This window comes from Halorubrum salsamenti, assembly GCF_007671685.1.
Lineage (GTDB): Archaea > Halobacteriota > Halobacteria > Halobacteriales > Haloferacaceae > Halorubrum > Halorubrum salsamenti.
The window spans coordinates 65,513-82,484 of record NZ_VCNL01000003.1; the positions used below are offsets into that span (position 1 = coordinate 65,513).

The 16,972-nt window shown below is 70.1% G+C and carries 17 protein-coding genes; 3 read left to right on the top strand and 14 right to left on the bottom strand.

Annotated features, from left to right (window positions below; all coding sequences use genetic code 11):
* Positions 1-79 precede the first annotated feature (79 nt).
* Positions 80-2,224 (bottom strand): glycoside hydrolase family 15 protein, encoded by a 2,145-nt coding sequence (locus tag FGL94_RS09400; protein ID WP_144923958.1) that lies wholly within the window; start codon positions 2,222-2,224, stop codon positions 80-82.
* A gap of 103 nt (positions 2,225-2,327) precedes the next feature.
* Here FGL94_RS09400 and FGL94_RS09405 point away from each other — a divergent pair, with 103 nt between their 5' ends.
* Together FGL94_RS09405 and FGL94_RS09410 are read left to right on the top strand one after the other, a co-directional pair.
* Positions 2,328-4,613, top strand: coding sequence for an alpha-amylase family glycosyl hydrolase (locus FGL94_RS09405; protein WP_144923960.1), 2,286 nt, complete (start codon positions 2,328-2,330; stop codon positions 4,611-4,613).
* Positions 4,614-4,692: 79 nt separating this feature from the next.
* Positions 4,693-5,799 (top strand): TrmB family transcriptional regulator, encoded by a 1,107-nt coding sequence (locus FGL94_RS09410; protein WP_144923963.1) that lies wholly within the window; start codon positions 4,693-4,695, stop codon positions 5,797-5,799.
* 58 nt (positions 5,800-5,857) lie between these two features.
* Here FGL94_RS09410 and FGL94_RS09415 read toward each other — a convergent pair whose 3' ends face one another.
* The 10 genes from FGL94_RS09415 to FGL94_RS09450 form a co-directional block, all read right to left on the bottom strand.
* On the bottom strand, positions 5,858-6,880 hold the full coding sequence (locus tag FGL94_RS09415) for a DUF7551 domain-containing protein (RefSeq protein WP_144923966.1): 1,023 nt from the start codon (positions 6,878-6,880) through the stop codon (positions 5,858-5,860).
* Between the two features lie 22 nt (positions 6,881-6,902).
* A complete protein-coding gene (locus FGL94_RS09420) occupies positions 6,903-7,751 on the bottom strand; it encodes an FAD-dependent oxidoreductase (protein WP_144923969.1) in 849 nt (282 codons plus the stop codon).
* A complete protein-coding gene (locus FGL94_RS18270; RefSeq protein ID WP_186313372.1) occupies positions 7,748-7,900 on the bottom strand; it encodes a hypothetical protein in 153 nt (50 codons plus the stop codon). The genes FGL94_RS09420 and FGL94_RS18270 overlap by 4 nt, the downstream gene beginning before the upstream one ends.
* Positions 7,897-8,073, bottom strand: coding sequence for a hypothetical protein (locus FGL94_RS18275; protein ID WP_186313373.1), 177 nt, complete (start codon positions 8,071-8,073; stop codon positions 7,897-7,899). The genes FGL94_RS18270 and FGL94_RS18275 overlap by 4 nt, the downstream gene beginning before the upstream one ends.
* Complete coding sequence (locus FGL94_RS09425; protein WP_144923972.1) at positions 8,074-9,324, bottom strand: ABC transporter substrate-binding protein; 1,251 nt, start codon at positions 9,322-9,324, stop codon at positions 8,074-8,076.
* 2 nt (positions 9,325-9,326) lie between these two features.
* Positions 9,327-10,559: an ABC transporter substrate-binding protein gene (locus FGL94_RS09430; protein WP_144923975.1), complete on the bottom strand. Its 1,233-nt coding sequence runs from the start codon at positions 10,557-10,559 to the stop codon at positions 9,327-9,329.
* A 145-nt stretch (positions 10,560-10,704) separates the two neighbouring features.
* The gene (locus FGL94_RS09435) at positions 10,705-11,616 is read right to left on the bottom strand and encodes an ABC transporter ATP-binding protein (RefSeq protein WP_144923979.1); all 912 of its coding nucleotides are present in this window, start codon (positions 11,614-11,616) and stop codon (positions 10,705-10,707) included.
* Positions 11,617-12,789, bottom strand: a complete 1,173-nt coding sequence (locus FGL94_RS09440; RefSeq protein WP_144923982.1) for a FecCD family ABC transporter permease — start codon at positions 12,787-12,789, stop codon at positions 11,617-11,619.
* A complete protein-coding gene (locus FGL94_RS09445) occupies positions 12,786-13,760 on the bottom strand; it encodes an FAD-dependent oxidoreductase (protein WP_144923985.1) in 975 nt (324 codons plus the stop codon). Before FGL94_RS09445 ends, FGL94_RS09440 begins: the two co-directional genes overlap by 4 nt.
* Positions 13,757-15,070, bottom strand: a complete 1,314-nt coding sequence (locus FGL94_RS09450; RefSeq protein WP_144923987.1) for an ABC transporter substrate-binding protein — start codon at positions 15,068-15,070, stop codon at positions 13,757-13,759. The genes FGL94_RS09445 and FGL94_RS09450 overlap by 4 nt, the downstream gene beginning before the upstream one ends.
* A 253-nt stretch (positions 15,071-15,323) precedes the next feature.
* Between FGL94_RS09450 and dpsA the strand changes: the two genes are divergently transcribed.
* Positions 15,324-15,869: a DNA starvation/stationary phase protection protein DpsA gene (gene dpsA / locus FGL94_RS09455; RefSeq protein ID WP_144923990.1), complete on the top strand. Its 546-nt coding sequence runs from the start codon at positions 15,324-15,326 to the stop codon at positions 15,867-15,869.
* 19 nt (positions 15,870-15,888) lie between these two features.
* Here dpsA and FGL94_RS09460 read toward each other — a convergent pair whose 3' ends face one another.
* From FGL94_RS09460 to FGL94_RS09465, 3 genes are read right to left on the bottom strand one after another with little or no spacing between them, the layout of a single operon-like run.
* Positions 15,889-16,200 carry an amphi-Trp domain-containing protein gene (locus FGL94_RS09460; protein WP_144923993.1) on the bottom strand — a complete coding sequence of 104 codons (312 nt, stop codon included), beginning with the start codon at positions 16,198-16,200 and terminating at the stop codon, positions 15,889-15,891.
* 1 nt (position 16,201) lies between these two features.
* The gene (locus FGL94_RS18280) at positions 16,202-16,369 is read right to left on the bottom strand and encodes a hypothetical protein (RefSeq protein ID WP_186313374.1); all 168 of its coding nucleotides are present in this window, start codon (positions 16,367-16,369) and stop codon (positions 16,202-16,204) included.
* Between the two features lie 50 nt (positions 16,370-16,419).
* Positions 16,420-16,860: a metal-dependent transcriptional regulator gene (locus FGL94_RS09465; protein ID WP_144923996.1), complete on the bottom strand. Its 441-nt coding sequence runs from the start codon at positions 16,858-16,860 to the stop codon at positions 16,420-16,422.
* Positions 16,861-16,972 lie beyond the last annotated feature (112 nt).

Consider the following 16,972-nt stretch of genomic DNA (forward strand, 5'->3'; position numbering starts at 1 on the left):
CCACCGCACTCGACTTATAAGCCCGGATCGCACACGCTCGGCGGATTTGAATATCGAAGCGAAGACACGGCACGTCGAATCAGTCGTCAGCGGCGACGCGGTCGGCGAACTGCGGGAGTTCGTCGTCGAGCAGCGCCACGGTCGCCAGCCGGATCGCGTGAGGCCATCCGAGCGGCGTCGCGCTGTCGGGCGTCCCGTCGTCGAAGAACTGCTCGGGGAGGTAGCTCGTCGGCTCGCAGAGCGTCCCGCCGGGCGAGACGTGCGCGAGCAGTTCGCGGGCGCGCTCGACCATCTCGGCCGCGCGCGGGTCGTCGCGGTCGGCGAGCAGGACGGCGAGTTCGGCGCAGGCGTTCGCGCCCCACGCGGTCGAGACGGTCCACACCTTCTCGGAGCGCTGGCCGGCCCGTCGCCAGCCGTCGCCCTCGTACCGGATCAGCCCCGCGATCTCGTCGCTCTCGTGAGCGAGCCCGTCCACGACCGTCTCGACGTGCGAGACCAGCCGGTCGAGGCGCTCGGCGTCGACCGCGCCGGCCTCCGCCGTCCCATCGCCGGCGCCGTCGCCGGCCACCTCGTCCCCTCCGAGCGCGTCGAACGAGCGGTGCGCGCTCGCCAGCGACAGCGTCGAGGAGTCGAGCCGGTCGTCGATCGCGCCCTCGGGCGTCTCGCGGAGCGCGTAGCAGCCGCGCTCGGGCACCCACAGGTCGTCGAGGGCGTCGTACACCCGCGCCGCCTGATCGCGGGCGTGGCCGGCGAGGTCGTCGGGGAGGGGATCGAGGTCGCCGTCGGGATCGATATCGGACGCGCCCAGCCCCTCGCCGTGGAGCGCGAGCTCGCTGTACGCCTCCAAGAACGTCGCGGTCGTGTGCGCGAAGCGCCCCGCGCTGTCCTCCCACGCGTTCTGGCAGACGACCGGGCGGCCGTCGTCCTCCAGCGTCTCGTCGAGCCCGGCGAGCGCGGCGACGAGGGTCCGATCGAGCCCCTCGGCGTCGACGCCCGCGGCGCGCGCCTGCGCGAGGTAGGCGATGACGCTGCCGGTCTGGTCCGCCTGGTAGTCCACGTCGGGGCCGTCTTCGATGCGCGCGTTCGCCCAGCCGGGCGCGAGCGCGCCGTTCCGGGGCCACACCCGGTGGGGCCACGAGCCGTCGGGGCGCTGGGTGGCGACGTACATCTCGGCCGAGCGGGCGTGCCAGTCGTCGAGCCCGAGCCCGAGCCGGTCGTCGGCGTCGAGCGCGAACGTCGAAATCTCGGCGTCGTCGCGGAACCACGTGTAGCCGTAGCCGCCGGAGGTCGCGTAGAAGGGGTCGAAGTCTGGACCGGCGATTCGGAGCCCGGACTCGGCTGAGAGCAGCGAGAGCACCCGGAGGTCGGCGACGATCGACTCCCGAGCCGGAACGGACTCGGGGACCGAGGGGGTCGTCTCGCCCGCGGCCGCGGCGAGCGCGTCGGGGTCGTCGAGGGACTCGAACAGCTCGTCGAGTCGGTCGCGAGCGGCCTCGCGCGTCGTCTCCTCGCGGTCGGTCAGCAGCGACGCGACCGTGGCGACGCCGCCTTCGAAGGGCACGTCGGCGATGACCTCGCCGGAGAGGCGCTCCTCCTCGTAACGGTCGCTGGCGCGGTCCCGGGGGAGATCCGTCGGCGCGTCGTCGATCAGTTCGGGGAACGTCGCCGGAAGCTGGCCGCGCAGGTCGGCGAAGCCGGTGTCGCTCGCGAGGAAGTCGCGCTCGTCGGCGTGGTACACCTCGACGGCGTCGTCGTACCGGAGCTGCCCCACCCGGTCGTCGCGCCCGTCGGGCGCGAACCGGGCGTACACGACGAGCGAGAGGTCGGCGGGGTCGACGTTCGCGTGCCCGTCGTCGCCGACGTCGATCGTCGCGCGCGTGAGGTGGGCGTCGCCGAGCGTCGCGTCGTGTCTGGTCACCGTCCCGTGGCCGGTCTCGTGGACGGTCTCGATCAGGGTCGCATCGCCGACGTAGCGCTGCCGGGTCGCGACCTCGTCGAGCCACGTGACCTCGTCGCCGACCGCGAGGCCGAGGCGCGAGCGGACGAGTCCCGTCTGACCGGTCAGCGGGTAGCCGAAGTCGCGGATCTCACCGCCGGCATCGACGTGGACGAGTCGCCCCTCACCGCCCGAGAAGCGACCGGTGACGGTCCGGCGTTCGCCGGGGAACCGGGTGGCGTGCCCGGTGTTTCGCTTGTAGTCGTCGAGCGCGTCGCGGAGTTGCATTACGCGGGTAAACGACCCCTCCGCGTATGAAGTTTTGGTGTAATTATTATTCATGCGTTTGAAGAACGGAAACCCTCAAGCCGAGCCGCCGTCGGGACTCCGTATGCACGAACCCGGTCCGCCGCGCACGACGAGCGTCGGCGAATCCGTCGAGCTGGCTCCGCGGAGCCCCGATCCCGACGGGTCCTACGAGTGGACGCTCCGCGACGCACCGACCGAGAGCGACGCGCGCGACGACGGAGGCCGGGTTGGCGGGGACAGTGGTGACGGAGACGTCCTCGTCCCCGGCCAGACGAGTCGCCCGGACGCACCGGTGATTCACCTCCGTCCCGACGCGCCCGGCACGTACGTCCTGACGCTCGACGCCCCGGACGGGACCCACCGCCAGCGCGTGCGCGCCTACCCCGACGAGCGGCGGTCGGTCGAGCTCCGCGTCCCCGCCGCGGACCTGCCGGTCGACGACGGCGACGTGGACCGGGTCTCGCTGATGTGGCCCCACAACGACCGCCTGCTCGCCCGCGACCGCCCGGAGCGCGACGGCGACGACTGGGTCTGCGAGGTCCGCGTTCCGCCCGGCCGCCACGGGTTCAGCTTCGTCGCCAACGACGACCCGTCCAACGAGCACGGCGACGAGGCGGTCGTGCCGGGCCCGGGCCGACCGCGCGTCTCGGTGTCGGCGAGCGTCGTCGATAGCGGAGCGGGAGATGGTCCGTCTGTCCGGATCGCCGCCGACGCCGCGGCGCCGCCCGACATCGACGGCGAAGGCGGTGCCGGACGAAACGGCGGCGAGTCGCCCGTCGCCGTCGACTTCCTCGTCGACGACCGGGACGCGTCCCCCGAGGCGGTCGCGCGGATCGAGTCGCTGGCCGCGGACGGCACTCTCTCGGTCCCGGTCTCGGAGCTTCCCGGCGACCGCTCGGACGGAGTCCGGATCCACGTCGTCCCGCACGGAGACCGGTACGGCGCGGCTGAGACGGTGCGAATCGGACGGGACAAAGAGGGTAACGCGACCGTTTCCGACCCCCACGCGCCTCCGGAGTGGGCCGACTCGCCGACGATCTACGAGGCCTTCGTCCGGTCGTTCGCGGGCGACACCCTCCCGACGACGTTCCGCGAGATCGAGCGTCGGGTTCCTTACATCGAGAGCCTCGGCGTCGACGCGCTGTGGCTCACCCCCGTGCTCGCCTCGCCGACGGAGCACGGCTACCACGTCACCGACTACTACGACACCGCCGCCGACCTCGGTTCCCGCGAGGCGTTCGAGTCCCTGGTCGCGACCTGCCACGAGTCGGGGATCAGGGTGATCTTCGACCTCGTCATCAACCACACCTCCCGCGACCACCCCGCCTTCCAGATGCACGCCGCCGGCGTGGATGAATACGCCGACCACTACCGGCGGGCCGACGGCGACTTCGACGTGACCGGCACCGACTGGGCGGAGCTCGCCGACGGCGACATGCCGGAGTACTACTTCAACTGGCGCCGGATCCCGAACCTCAACTTCGACAGTCCGGCGGTCCGCGAGTGGCTGCTCGACGTGGTCGACGAGTGGAGCGCGGTCGTCGACGGCTTCCGCGCCGACGTGGCGTGGGGCGTCCCCCACGGCTTCTGGAAGGAGGTCGGCGAGCGCGTGACCGACGACGTCCTCCTGCTCGACGAGACGCTCCCGCACGACCCCTTCTACGGCGAGGGAGAGTTCGACCTCCACTACGACACCTCCCTGTACGACGTGCTCCGGGATATCGGGGCGGGCGATTCGCCTGCCGACTCGATCGCCGACGCGTTCGCTCGCGCCGAGTGGCTCGGGTTCGGCGACCCGAGCCTCCAGATGCGCTACGTGGAGAACCACGACGAGGAGCGCTACCTCGCGGAGTACGGCCGAGGGGCGCTGAAGGCGGCCGCCGCGGCGACGTTCACGCTCCCCGGGGCGCCGATGGTCTACGCCGGACAGGAGCGCGGCAACGAGACGTACCGGGGGCCGATCCGGTGGCACGACGGCGACAACGCCCTGACCGACTTCCACCGCGACCTCGCCGCGCTCCGGGAGTACGAGCCGATCCTCCGAGACGGCGCCGTCGACTTCGGGGGGCGCGCCGCCGACGTGTCGGTCGTCGACGGCGACCCCGAGCGCGTGACTGCGTACGAACGCACGCCGGCGACCGGCGGTTCCGAGGGCGACGACCCGGTCGCGGACGCCGACCCCCTCCTCGTCGTCGTCAACTTCGCGGACCGACCGGCGACCGTGGCGGTTCCGCCGGAGTTCGAGGCCGACCTGTTCGCGGGCGACGACGATGGGTCGGTCGGTGGCGAGTCGACCGATAGCGAGCCGACCGACGGGACACCGATCGGGAGGACGGTCCCGGTCGAGACCGTCGCGGTCCTGCGGTAGGAGAATCGTCTTCGAGGCGCTCGCCGCCGCGACGGGCGAGGCGACCCTTATAAGTGATTCCCTCGCGCATCCCTGTCATATGGACGACCGGACGCTGAACGATCTTCTCCGCCGGTTCGGGCTCTCGGACAAGGAGGTCGACACGTACCTCAGTCTCTTGGAGCACGGCGAGGCGAAGGCGAGCACCGTCGCCGACGCCGCCGGCGTGTCGAAACGCTACGTCTACAGCGTGAGCGAGTCGCTCGCGGAGCGCGGCTTCGTCGAGGTGAACGACCACGTCGTGCCGACGACGATCCGCGCGAACCCGCCGGACGAGGTGATAAACCGGCTCCGCTCGGACGTCGACGCGATCCGCCCCGGTCTCGAAGAGCGCTTCTCGCGGGCGGAGCGACAGACCGAGCAGTTCGAGGTGATCAAATCGCGGGTGACAGTGATAAAGCGGATCCGCTCGCTGCTCGCCGGAGCCGAGGACGAGGTGGCGCTGTCGATCACGGCCGAACACCTCGCCGAGATCCGCGACTCCCTCGTCGAGGCGGTCGACCGCGGCGTGCTGGTGCTGCTCATCGTCTCCGACGCGAGCGAGGTTCCGGGCGGTTTCGCCGGGGAGCTCGACGGCGTCGCCAGCGTCGTCCGGACGTGGAGCGAGGCGATGCCGACGCTGCTCACGGTCGACTCCGCGGCCGGCGTCGTCGCCCCGCCGGAGCTGTTGCGCCGGTCCAACACCGACCGGCAGGCGATCCACTTCTCGCAGGAGCAGCTCGCGCCCGTGATCGTCGGCTCGTTCCTCGGGAACTACTGGCCGGCCGCGAACGAGCTCGCGACGGCGCCGCCCGCGTCGCTCCCGGTCGAGTACGCGAACTTCAGGCACACCGTCTTCCAGACCACGCTCCGGCTCCGAGCCGGGGAGACGCCGCACGTCACCGTGGGCGGCCGGTGGACCGACGCCGACGAGCCGGCCGAGATCAGCGGTCGCGTCGTCGAGTCGAAACAGGGGATGGTGGAGCCGACGAACAACGAGTTCCCGGTCCAACACTCGCTCGTCGTCGAGACCGACGACGGCGAGACCGTCACAGTGGGGGGACAGGGCGCCTTCGTGGAGGACATCGAGGCGGATCTCGTGCGGATCGAGGCGGACGGTGAGGACTCCGAAGAGACGGACGGGACGGACGAGGCAGACGACGAGTAACGGCGAACTCGCGTCAGGGCCGTCGACGGCCCCGCCGCCCGGCGGCGACACACACAGGTTACGACCGGATCGCCGCGCTGGCGATCCCGACCGGCTCGCCGTCGGAACCGACGGAGAGGCTGACCTGCCAGCCCTCGTCGACGGAGGCGATCCGGACCGCGTCGTGGCGGCGGTCCGGCTCCGTTCTGCGGTACAGTTCGAGGACCAGCGGCAGCGTCGGGAACCGCCCGTCGCGAGCCGTGAGCGCGCAGTCGGTCACCAGGACGGTCGCGCTCTCGGCCGTCGAATCGGGATCGCGGGCGTACCCGTCGACGACGCCGGCCCCCGCGAGGCGCTCGAACGCGCCGGAGACCGGATCGTCCGCGGAGACGGGCGGGAGCCCCGCCGCCGCGGCCGCCAGCACCGCCGCCTGTTCGTCGGGGGTAAGCCGCCGGTGGAGGGCCTCGGCCATCGCTTCGAGGAGGCACAGACAGAGGTCGTCCGGATCGCTCACGCGCTCGGCGAGGTCGAAGTACGCGTCCATCACCGCCGACTCGGCGTCGGCGTGACCGCCGGCCGACAGCGCCTCGAACACCGCGGCCGCCGCCTCGTGGCAGAACTCGACGCGGTCTCGCCCGCGGTCGGTGTCGCGGCCGCTCGGCTCGCCCGGGTCGTCCCGACCGTCCCGACCGTCGGTTCCCCCTACTCCCTCCACCCCCTCCACCACGGGGTCGGAGAGGCTCCACTCGGACGCCTCCGCGGCCGAGAATCGGCGTACGTCGTGCGGGTCGTTGGACGGCTCGTCGGGTCCGTCCGGCCCGCGGGCGTCGCCGGCGGACTCGACCGCCGAACCGTCGTCCGCGAACTCCTGTCGAACGATCACGTCGTAGTACGGCAGCCGCGGGTCGTACCGGCGAAGCGCGTCGCGGTACTGCTCGGTGGCGCGCGCCGCGGCACGCGCGACTGGCCGGCTCTCGAACCGGAGCCCGGCGGCCGGGACCGGTCGGTCGCCGTACCGCGCGCAGACGAGCGAGTACTCGCCCGTCTCGCTCGCGAGCGATTCGATGTGGTCGCTGATCTCGAGTAGCGTCGTTCCGATCACGTGTGTCACCTCCGCGCGCGGCTCACTCCTCCAGACTCGGGTGGGTCTCCTGCGGGTCCGGGTGCGGCGCCGCGAACCGCTCTCGGATCGCCTCGCGCGACTGCTCCTCGCGCTCGCGGCGTTCGTCCGCGTCTATCTCCTCGCAGCCCGGCGGCACCTGACGGTCCCGGTCGGTGAAGTACCCCTCGGGCGCGACCCAGTCGTGGTAGAACCCGCGGTCGTCCTCCTCCAAGATCGTCACGCCGACCTCGGCGCCGTGGCCCGCGCACACCGCCGCCTGATGCGGCTTCTCCGCGAGTCGACCGGCCGCGTACAGCCCGTCGACGCCGGTCCGCCCGCGCTCGTCGGTGTCGACGTACGACTTCCCGCGGTCGAGGATGCCGACCCCCTCGACGTCCGCGAGATAGCCGACTTCGTTCTTCGTCGCCGCGACGACGTACCGGGTCCGGATCGGGGCGCGGGGGTCGTCGCCGTCGCCCGCGCCGTCGCCGTCGCCCGCGCCGTCAGCGTCGACTTCGACGGCGAACCGGGCGTCGTCGTCCGGGTCGGAACCGCCCGCGCCGCCGGAGTCGACCGCCGAGACGCGCGTCGCTCGGTCGTCGAGCCGGTCTGCGCCCGCGGTCGCGGCCTGCTCGGCGAGGAGGTCGAGCAGGCGCCGGGCGTCCACGCCGAGCGGGAAGCCGGGGAAGTTCTCCAGGTGCGCGTTCCGGCGCAGGAGCGACCCGCCGTCATCGACCACGAGCGTGTCGAGCCCCTGCCGGGCCGTGAACACGGCCGCGGAGAGGCCGGCGACGCCGCCGCCGACGACGACCACGTCGCGAGAGCGGTGCGGGTCGGTCTCGTCGTCCGCGGACATCTCGTCACCGTTCATCGGTCGATCCCCCGTGCGAGTCGCGGATCGTCGCTGTCGATCGCCATATCCCTCGGCGCGCGCGAGCCGTCGTAGTCGCTTCGGTCCGGGACCGGTTCGACTTCGGTTGCTCCCGCGGCCTCGTCGGGACGGGGGCACCGCGCGCTCATCGCCGCACCCGAACCGGTCGTTCCGCCGCGATGAACGGCTCGTCGCTGTCGGCGGCTGCGAACGCGAGGTCGCCGTCGGCGCCGCGTTCGACCCGCCACGTCGGGAGATCCGGCACGTCGTACGCCGTCGGGTCGCCGAATGCGGCCGCGACCGTCCACTCGCGGGCCCGCATCTACAGGTCCCCGTTGATGACGTCCGCGACGCGCCCGCGGTCGAACAGCCGTTCGTCCTCGGGGATCTCCGGGTACGGTCCCGACTCGTACCGCGGCCACGCGCCGAACTCGTCGGGGTAGAGCTGCTTCGCCGTCATCTCCAGCTGGAAGAGGTTGAGTATCGGCCCCTGATACCGGGCGCCCTGCGGGTGGATGCGGTCGTTCTGAACCGCCGTGACCTGCGAGCCGACGGCGTCCTCCTCGAAGGCGGCCCGCCGCCCGGCCATATCCGTTCCCGGCTCCATGCCGCCGAGGTAGAGGATCACGTCGGGGTCGGCCTCGAGTATCGTCTCGAAGTCGACGACCGTCCCGGACTCGACGCTCCCCTCGAACGCGTCGCGCGGCCCGAGCGGGCGCGTGTGCGACGTGAGGAACCCGGGGTTGCTCAGGGTGTACGCGTAGATCTGTTCGATGTCGGCCGCGGCGATCATGATCGCGGTCGGGCGCTCCTCCTCCGGCGGTAGGCGGTCCTCGATCGTCGACAGGAGGCCCTCGCGGACCTCGGCGAGCGCCTCGTACCGCTCGCGCTCCCGGAACGCCTCGGCGACGCGCTCGAACTGCTCCCACAGCCCGTAGTACTGGTAGCCGTCGGCCCACTCCTCGGCGGGCTCCTGATGGCGGTCGCTGAGGGAGTTGCCGAACCACGGCGAGACGTTCTCGGCGATCTCGTCGATATCTTCTCGGTCCCACCCCTCCAGTTGCGTCACCCACGCGGGATCCGCGAGGTGGATATCGCTGTCGAGCTCGTACAGCTTCTCCTTGTCCGGCTCCCACGAGGAGTAGAGCCCGGACCAGTCGAGCGAGACGCCCGGCAGGCGCTCGACGTACTGGTTCCAGAGCCCGTCGTAGTAGTCGGGCGCGTGCAGCGCGGTGACGTCGTCCCCCCGCCCGAGCGCGAACGCCATGTCCGCGTGGTGGGTGAGCCGCGTGAACACCGTCTCCGGCGGCGACTCGAAGGTCACCTCGCCCGTCGGCGAGATCGACGCCGTGTAGCTCGCGTCGCCTTCGGACTGTGAGTCCTCCGAGCCGTCGTCGGTCGAAGCGTCGTCGGCCGAGCCGTTCTCGGTCGCGCCGTCGTCGGACGAATCGGGTTCGGCGCCGTCGCCGCCGGTGCACCCGGCGAGGAGACCGCCGAGGGCGACGGTGCCGCCGTACTTGATCGTCTCTCTTCGCGTCGGCGTCTCGCGGTCAGTCGTGTCGTTGGTGTCCATTATCAGAACTCCCCGTTGATAATATCCGCAACGCGCTGGCGGTCGAACAGCTCCTCGTCGCCGGTGACTGGCCCGAACTCATCCGGATACAGCTGCTTCGCGGCCCGTTCCGTCAAAAAGAGGTTGTGGATCGGTCCCTGATAGAGGTAGCCGCCGCGGTACACGCGACCGTTCTGGACCGCCGTGAGCTCGCTTCCGACGGGGTGATCCTCCATATAGGCGAGGACCGTGTCGCGGAACTCCGTCGGTGATTTGCGCTCGTGTCCGCGGACGAGGATGACGTCCGGATCTACTTCGAGCATGTTCTCGTAGTCGAGCTCTCCGCGGTTCGTGGTGCTGAGGTTCTCGACGTCCGTTCCCGCGAGCGCGTCGGTCACGCCCAGATCGAGCCACTGCTTCTTGCTCGTCCCTTTGTCGACCAGCCGATACGGTGAGAAGGTCTCCGGTTCGTCGGTTCCCTCGAACGTCAGAAACACGTTGGGCCGCTCGTCGACCGGGGGAAGGCGCCCCTGCACGTCGGCGATGAACGACTCGTGGAGCTCGGCGAACGCCTCGTAGCGCTCGCGCTCGTCGAACGCCGCCGCGATCCGCTCGAACGCCTCGTACAGCGTGTAGTACCGGTAGTCGTGCCACTCATCTGAGCGGCGAAAGATCAGGTTGCCGAAGAACGGGGCGACGTTGTCACGGATCTCCGTGACGTCAGCCTCCCCCCAGTCGAACCAATTGACGAGCATTTGGGGGTCGTACAGATGGACGTCGGCGTCGATCTCGTAGAACTGCTCTTTCGTCCTGACCTCCGGGTGCGACTCGATCGGGCTCCGATCGATGTCGACTCCCGGAAGTTCGTCGTAGACGTACGTGTAGTACCGATCGGCGTTGCCGATGCCGGCCAACCCGTCGCCTTTCCCGAGCGCGACGGCCATGTCCGCGAAGCCGCCGTCGTACGCGACCCACCGCTCCGGGACCGCCTCGAAGGTCACCTCACCGACGGGTTCCATGGCGGCGGTGTACGGGAGTTCCTCCGACCCCTCGGTCCCGTCGTCCGATTCGGTCGAGGTCGTCGAGGCGGTCTCCGTGTCCCCGTCGCCGTCACCCTCCTCCGCGCCGTCGCTACTGTTACCGCTGTCGGTTCCGCCGGTGCAACCGGCGAGGAGACCGCCGAGGGCGACGGTGCCGCCGTACTTCGCGAACGCTCTGCGGGTCGATTCCCCGTGTGCCGCATCGTCCCTGACCATGTTTTTAGGCTAGCCTAAACAATTAAAATCGTTCCGATCTTTAGGTCGGCCTAAAATATAGATCGGACGACCGGTCGGGCGACGGATCGCGCCCGTCGTCCGACGGACCCTCGACGAGCGGGTCGTGTGCGGTCGATTTCGCGCTCTACTCCGCTCCCTCGTGTCGCGCCCGAATCGGGGTGACGCGCGGGCCGTTCTCGGTCTGCGCCACGTCGGCGTCGACGCGGAACACGTCCGCGAGCAGCTCCTCGGTGACGATCTCCTCGGGGGCGCCGCGGGCGCGGATCTCGCCGTCCTTGAGCGCGACCATCCGGTCCGCGAGCCGGGCGGCCTGCTCGATGTCGTGGAGGACGACGACGACGGTCACGTCGCTCTCCGAACGCAGCGTCTCGATGATCTCCATCACCTCCATCTGGTGGTGGAGGTCGAGGAACGTCGTCGGCTCGTCGAGGAGGAGCACGTCGGTGTCCTGCGCTAACACCATCGCGATCCACGCCAGCTGCTTCTGCCCGCCGCTGAGGCTTCCGACCTCGCGCTCGCGAAGGTGACCGCAGCCGGCCAGTTCGATCGCCTCCTCGACGGCGCGCGCGTCCTCGTCGGTCGTCCGCTCGAAGAACCCGCGGTGCGGGTACCGGCCGTGGTACACCAAGTCCTCGACCGTGATGCTGTCGGGCGAGGTGCTCTCCTGCGAGAGCAGCCCGAGCTTCCGGGCGAGCGCCTTCGTGTCCATCGCGTGCACGTCGCGGCCGTCGACCAGCACGGAGCCGTCGTCCGGCGCGAGCTGCGTCGCCAACCCCTTCAGCAGGGTGCTCTTCCCGGACCCGTTCGGGCCGACGAGCGCGGTTACCGCGCCGGGCTCCGCCGCGATCGACTCGCCGTCGATGACGGGCTCCGGGGCGTTCGGGTACCCCAAGACGAGGTCCTCGCCGTCGAGGTCGCTCGCGTCCGTCTCGGCGGATTCGCCCGGAGTTCCCGCCCCCGGGGCGTCGGCGCCGTTCGATCCGTCCGGTCCGTCCGTCGCGTCCGTCCGCGTCGTGTCTACGTGTTCCGTTGCCATTCAGAGCTCACCCATGTTCTGCTGCCGCCGCATCAGGTACAGGAAGTACGGGCCGCCGATCAGCCCGGTGACGATCCCGACCGGGATCTGCGAGTCCGCGCCCGTGATCACGCCCATTCCGAGGCGCGCGCCCACGTCGGCCGCGACCATCAGCGCCGGGCCGACGAACAGGCAGCCCACGATCACCCGCTTGTAGTCGCTGCCGACGAGGTTCCGGACCATGTGGGGGACGATCAGCCCCACGAAGCTGACGATCCCCGCCACCGCGATGCTGGCTGCCGCCGCCAGCACGGCGACGCCGGAGAGCGCGAACCGGACCCTCTCGATCGACATCCCCAGCGACTTCGCCGTCTGCTCGCCGAGGAGGAGGAGGTTCAGCTGCCGCGACCCCGCGAGCGATAACGCCACCGCCGCGACCGTCCACGGGAGCGCCATCCGGACCTGCTCCCAGTCGGTCCCCGTCAGCGACCCCGTCGTCCACTGGATCGCCGACTGGACGACACCGATGTCGTTCGCGAAGAAGAACAGCCCCGTCTGGAGGCTGTTGAAGACGGTCCCGACGATCACGCCCGCGAGCACGAGCCGGACCGGGCTCGTCCCGTTCTTCCACGCGATGGCGTAGACGACCAGGAACGCGACCGCGCCGCCGAGCGCCGCGATCAGTGGGAGGAACGCCGAGAGCCCCCCGAACACCACGAGCGTCAGCAGGATCATCAGCCCCGCGCCCGAGGAGACGCCGAGGATGAACGGGCTCGCCAGCTCGTTCCTGGTGACCGCCTGGAAGATGGCCCCCGAAATTCCGAGGTTCATTCCGACGATGGCGGCCACGAACACCCGCGGGAGCCGGATGTTCCAGACGATGAGCGTCCCGTGCGCCAGCTCGGGCAGCTCCCCCTGAAAGCCGGTGATCGAGCGCATCAGTCCCTCGCCGACGACGAAGTTCAACAGCCAGCGGGGGTCGAGGAGGACCGCGGGATCGAGGACGGCGCGCCACGCCTCGCCGACCGTCATCGAGTACGCGCCGAAGCTCACCTGCACGAGCCCGCCGGCGACGACGACCGCGACGCTGGCGAGCGCGACCGAGACCAGCTTCGGATCGAACAGCCACCCGATCCGGCCCTCCGACGCCCGGCGCGCGGCGCTCTCACCGGCGACCGACCCCCCGCCGCTCATCGCGCCCCCTCCGCGTACGCGGCGATATCCTCGTCGTCCATCGCGTCGAGCAGCGCCTCGGCGCCGTGCGCGTCGACGACGGCGTCCGGGTCGAGGTGACCGGCGAGCGCGCGCCGGCCCTCGGCCGCCCGCGCCTCCGCCTCGTCGGCGTCGACGTACGCCGACAGCGCCGAATCGATCGCCGCCTCGCGGACACGGGAGAACCGCTCCGCGTCCGGATCGACGGGGGCGTCGGCGTGTCGTTCGTCGAACCACTCGACCCAGCGCTCGCGGTCGGCCCACTCCTCGTCGCGCTCGGCCTCGCGGCGCACCCAGTCGACGCCCTCGGCCGCCGCGGGCCACCAGCCGTCCGCGATCCGCGCGTCCGTGACGACCCGGCGGGCGACGCGGGCGCCGCGTCCGGCCGCCGTGACCGCCTGTCGGTCGGCCTCGGAGGGAGAGGCGACGTAGAGCCCCTCGACCGGCGTCGTCCCGTCGGGATCGGCGTACTCCCGGTCGAAGTGCTCGTGGACCTCGCCGCCGTGGTCGTGGGTCTCGAACATCGCCGCGTCGTCGTCGAGGCCGCGGAGGTACTCGCCGTCGTACCGGGTCGCCGCCACCACGCGTCGGGCGGTGACCGGCTCGCCCTCCTGCGGGGTGACGCGGAAGCGCGTCTCCTCCCCGTCCTCATGCCGCCGTTCGACCGACTCGACGAGGTCGTCGACGAGCGCGCCGCCCGCGCGGTCGACGTGGTCGTGCAGGAGGTCGTAGAACGTCTCGACGTCGATCCCGGCCGGGAAACCGAGGTAGTTCCCGAGGTGCGCACAGCGCGCGATCGACGACCGACCGCGGTCGAACACGGCGACGTCGCCCCCCTCGCGGGCGAGGAAGACGGCGGCCGAGCAGCCGGCGGGACCGCCGCCGACCACGACCGCGTCGTAGTCGACCTCCCCGGCGGCCTCGTCGAGGTCGAGGTCGAGGTCGTCGCTCATTCCGAATCACCGGCGACTATCTCCGCGACTCGGCCGCGGTCGAAGAGGCGCTCGGACTCGGGGATCTCGGGGTAGCCGTCGCCGAGTTCGTAGGCCGGCCACTCGCCGAACCGCTCGGGGAACAGCTGTTTGGCGGTCATCTCGATCTGGAAGAGGTTCATGATCGGGCCCTGTACCGGGTTCCCCGAGGGGTAGAACCGGTCGTTCTCGATCGCGGAGAGCTCGCCGGCGACGGGGTGGTCGGCGAGCTCCTCGCGGACGCCGGCCACGTCGTAGTAGGACTCGACCCCGTACTGGTGTAAGATTACGTCGGGGTCGACCTCCAGCAGCTGTTCGTGGTCGTAGGCGGTCTCGTAAGTCACGTCGTCGGCGCCGAACGCGTCGACCACGCCGAAGGGGCGCACGTGGGCGTTGGCGAACCCCGGGTCGTCGAGCCGCGAGGGGTAGTAGGTCCCGTCCATGTAGAGGAGCGTGCCGACGGCCGGGCGCTCCCCCTCCGGCGGCAGGTCCGCCTGCACCGTCTCGATCAGGCCGTCGTGGACCGACGAGAGCGCCTCGAAGCGCTCCGGCTCCCGAAACACGCCGGCGACTCGCTCGGCGATCTCCCAGAGGCCGTAGTACTCGTACCCGTCGCGACACGACTCCGGGGGCTCGGAGTTCCGGCGGCTGAACACGTTGCCGAACCACGGCGCGACGTTGTCGCGGACCTCCGCCACGTCGCCCTCGTCCCACCCCTCGAAGGAGGCGAACAGGCAGGGGTCCGCCAGGTGGAGGTCGGAGTCGAGCTCGTAGAGCAGCTCCCGGTCGACCGAGATCCCGTCGCCGGAGCCCGTGTTGAGCTGTCGGATCCCCTCCCGGTCGAACTCGACGCCGTCGAGCTCGGCGTAGTAGGCGTCGAGCGTGTTCCCGCCGGCGTCGGCGTCGAAGCCGAGCGAGTTCACCGCGTCGCCGTGGCCGAACGCGACCGCCATGTCCGCGTACAGGAGGCTGTAGACCATCACGTCCCCGGGAACCGTATCGAGCGTCACTTCGCCGACCGGCGCCATCTCGACGGAGTACGAGCCCGCGGACCCGTCGCCGTCCGTCCCCTCGCCGTCGGAACCGGCCGGTCCTCCGGCCTCGGCGTCGTCCGATCCGTCGGTGCCGTCAGGGCCGCCGGAGCCGCCGTCCGAGCCGGGAGCGCCCGATCCCGCTCCGAGACATCCCGCGAGCAGTCCCGCCCCCGCGACCGCGCCGCCGTACCTGATCGCGTTACGGCGCGTCGACGTGGTACGGCGCGTCGACGTGGTCCGGTCCGCGTGCTTTCCCATATAGTTTAGGCCTCCCTAAAGCATTAAATTGCTTTCGAATCTTAGGGAAGCCTAAATCAGGGTGATCGGCGAGTTCCTGCCCTCGTCCCGCCGAGCCATCGGCCGGTCGAATAAATTCAAAAGATCAGACAAGAAGTCAGAATACGGCGCCGATAAGACGCCTATCGGAGGTGTAGTAGAGTTTTAGGTCGTACGAAAAAGTGTTTTAATATTGATAACTTATAAGTAGGTAGAGGACGTACGACGTAGTGTTATGAACACGCAGAAGGAGACTCGGCAGCACGCCGGCACCGTCGAAGAGAACGCCCTCAGACTCGAACCCGAGAAGGCGGAACAGATCATCGAGGCGCTGAACGTCGACCTCGCGGACGCGTACGTCCTCTACCACCAGCTCCACAAACACCACTGGAACGTCGAGGGCGCGGAGTTCCTCGACGTCCACGTGTTCCTCCAAGAGGTGTACGAGGACGTCGAGGCGGCCGCCGACGAACTCGCCGAGCGGCTGCAGGCGCTCGGCGGCGTGCCGCACGCCAGCATGACGACGCTCGCTGAGAACGCCACCGTCGAGGCGGAAGACGAGGACGTGTACGACGTCCGCACGTCGCTCGGGAACGACCTAGAGATGATGGGCGACATCATCGAGAGCTACCGGGAGCACATCGAGCTCGCGGAGGGCCTCGGCGACTACGCGACCGCGGAGATGCTCCGCGAGCAGCTGGAGGGGATCGAGGAGCACGCGCACCACATCGAGCACTACCTCGAGGACGACACGCTCGTCGTGGAGTCCGCGACGAAGTGACCGAAAACCGGCTACCCTTTTAACGAACGTCCGGCGCCGTCTGGTCGGTCCGACCCGGCAGCGTCACTTCGATTTCTAACTCCGGTTCGCCGACGCCCTCGTAGTCGACGTCGAGTTCCACGGGCTCGCCGAACGCGAAGGGGAGCTCCCACTCCTCCGTCTCGATCCGGAGGTCGTCGCCGTCGCGGAGTTGCTCGCCGAGCGCGATCAGAAACTCGCCGGCCTCGCTCGCGTCAACCCGATACTCCTGTTCGAAGTTCCGACCCGCAATGACCGTCCGGTCGTCGTCCGTCGAGGACGCCGACCCGTCCGAGGGGGATTCGTCCGTCATCTCACCGAGTCACGTCGACGACGTGGTCGCTCGCGATCCACCCGTCCGTGTTCTCGGACTCCATGAACACCGACCGGCCGGGACACCCCTCACAGACGGTGACTGACGGGTTCTGTTCGAATTCCGATTCGCGACGAGAGTCGGTGCGGGACCGGGCGCCTGCTGACATTGAGAGTCTTTAGGTGGACCTAAAATAAAAAGGATGCGGTCGGCACCGAGTCACTCCGCGCGGCTCGGCGAGACGCCGAGGCCATCGGGACGGCCCTCGGCGTCGACGTCGAGGTCCTCGAACAGCAGGTGGGCGAGCCGTTCGGCGACCTCGGGACTGATCAGTCCGGCCATCTCCATCGCCTCGCGCTCGTGCGCGTCGAGGTCGAGTACGTCGCGGAAGAACCACGAGAGCGCGACGTACGTCTCGTGGAGATCGCTCGCGCGCTCCCGGCCGGTGTCGGTGAGCGTCACCCCCTCGTACGGCTCGCGAGCGACGAGCCCGTCGGCCGCGAGCCGCTGGAGCATCTCCGTCGTCGCCGCCGGAGAACGATCGAGCATCTCGGCGATCCGCCCGGGGGAGATCGGCGTCCCCGCCCGGTGTTCCGCGATGTACAGCGCGAGGAGGTACCGGACCCTCCGCGTGGAGCCCGGTTCGCCGACGTGCGCCATGATTTTAGGTCTCCCTAAAAATATAAATCAATTACGGATCCGGAACACCAGTGCCGCGGCACCTCGCACGAGATCGCAACCGGGACGGTCGATACGGTCGCTAACCAATTCG

Excerpts from the sequence above, each read along its gene's own strand:
- FGL94_RS09445 (WP_144923985.1), bottom strand. The coding sequence starts at position 13,760 with ATGAGCGACGACCTCGACCTCGACCTCGACGAGGCCGCCGGGGAGGTC.
- FGL94_RS09460 (WP_144923993.1), bottom strand. The coding sequence starts at position 16,200 with ATGACGGACGAATCCCCCTCGGACGGGTCGGCGTCCTCGACGGACGAC.
- FGL94_RS09435 (WP_144923979.1), bottom strand. The coding sequence starts at position 11,616 with ATGGCAACGGAACACGTAGACACGACGCGGACGGACGCGACGGACGGA.
- FGL94_RS18275 (WP_186313373.1), bottom strand. The coding sequence starts at position 8,073 with ATGCGGGCCCGCGAGTGGACGGTCGCGGCCGCATTCGGCGACCCGACG.
- FGL94_RS09430 (WP_144923975.1), bottom strand. The coding sequence starts at position 10,559 with ATGGTCAGGGACGATGCGGCACACGGGGAATCGACCCGCAGAGCGTTC.
- FGL94_RS09440 (WP_144923982.1), bottom strand. The coding sequence starts at position 12,789 with ATGAGCGGCGGGGGGTCGGTCGCCGGTGAGAGCGCCGCGCGCCGGGCG.
- FGL94_RS09465 (WP_144923996.1), bottom strand. The coding sequence starts at position 16,860 with ATGGCGCACGTCGGCGAACCGGGCTCCACGCGGAGGGTCCGGTACCTC.
- FGL94_RS18280 (WP_186313374.1), bottom strand. The coding sequence starts at position 16,369 with ATGTCAGCAGGCGCCCGGTCCCGCACCGACTCTCGTCGCGAATCGGAA.
- FGL94_RS09405 (WP_144923960.1), top strand. The coding sequence starts at position 2,328 with ATGCACGAACCCGGTCCGCCGCGCACGACGAGCGTCGGCGAATCCGTC.
- FGL94_RS09425 (WP_144923972.1), bottom strand. The coding sequence starts at position 9,324 with ATGGACACCAACGACACGACTGACCGCGAGACGCCGACGCGAAGAGAG.
- FGL94_RS09410 (WP_144923963.1), top strand. The coding sequence starts at position 4,693 with ATGGACGACCGGACGCTGAACGATCTTCTCCGCCGGTTCGGGCTCTCG.
- FGL94_RS09420 (WP_144923969.1), bottom strand. The coding sequence starts at position 7,751 with ATGAACGGTGACGAGATGTCCGCGGACGACGAGACCGACCCGCACCGC.
- dpsA (WP_144923990.1), top strand. The coding sequence starts at position 15,324 with ATGAACACGCAGAAGGAGACTCGGCAGCACGCCGGCACCGTCGAAGAG.
- FGL94_RS09450 (WP_144923987.1), bottom strand. The coding sequence starts at position 15,070 with ATGGGAAAGCACGCGGACCGGACCACGTCGACGCGCCGTACCACGTCG.
- FGL94_RS18270 (WP_186313372.1), bottom strand. The coding sequence starts at position 7,900 with ATGAGCGCGCGGTGCCCCCGTCCCGACGAGGCCGCGGGAGCAACCGAA.
- FGL94_RS09400 (WP_144923958.1), bottom strand. The coding sequence starts at position 2,224 with ATGCAACTCCGCGACGCGCTCGACGACTACAAGCGAAACACCGGGCAC.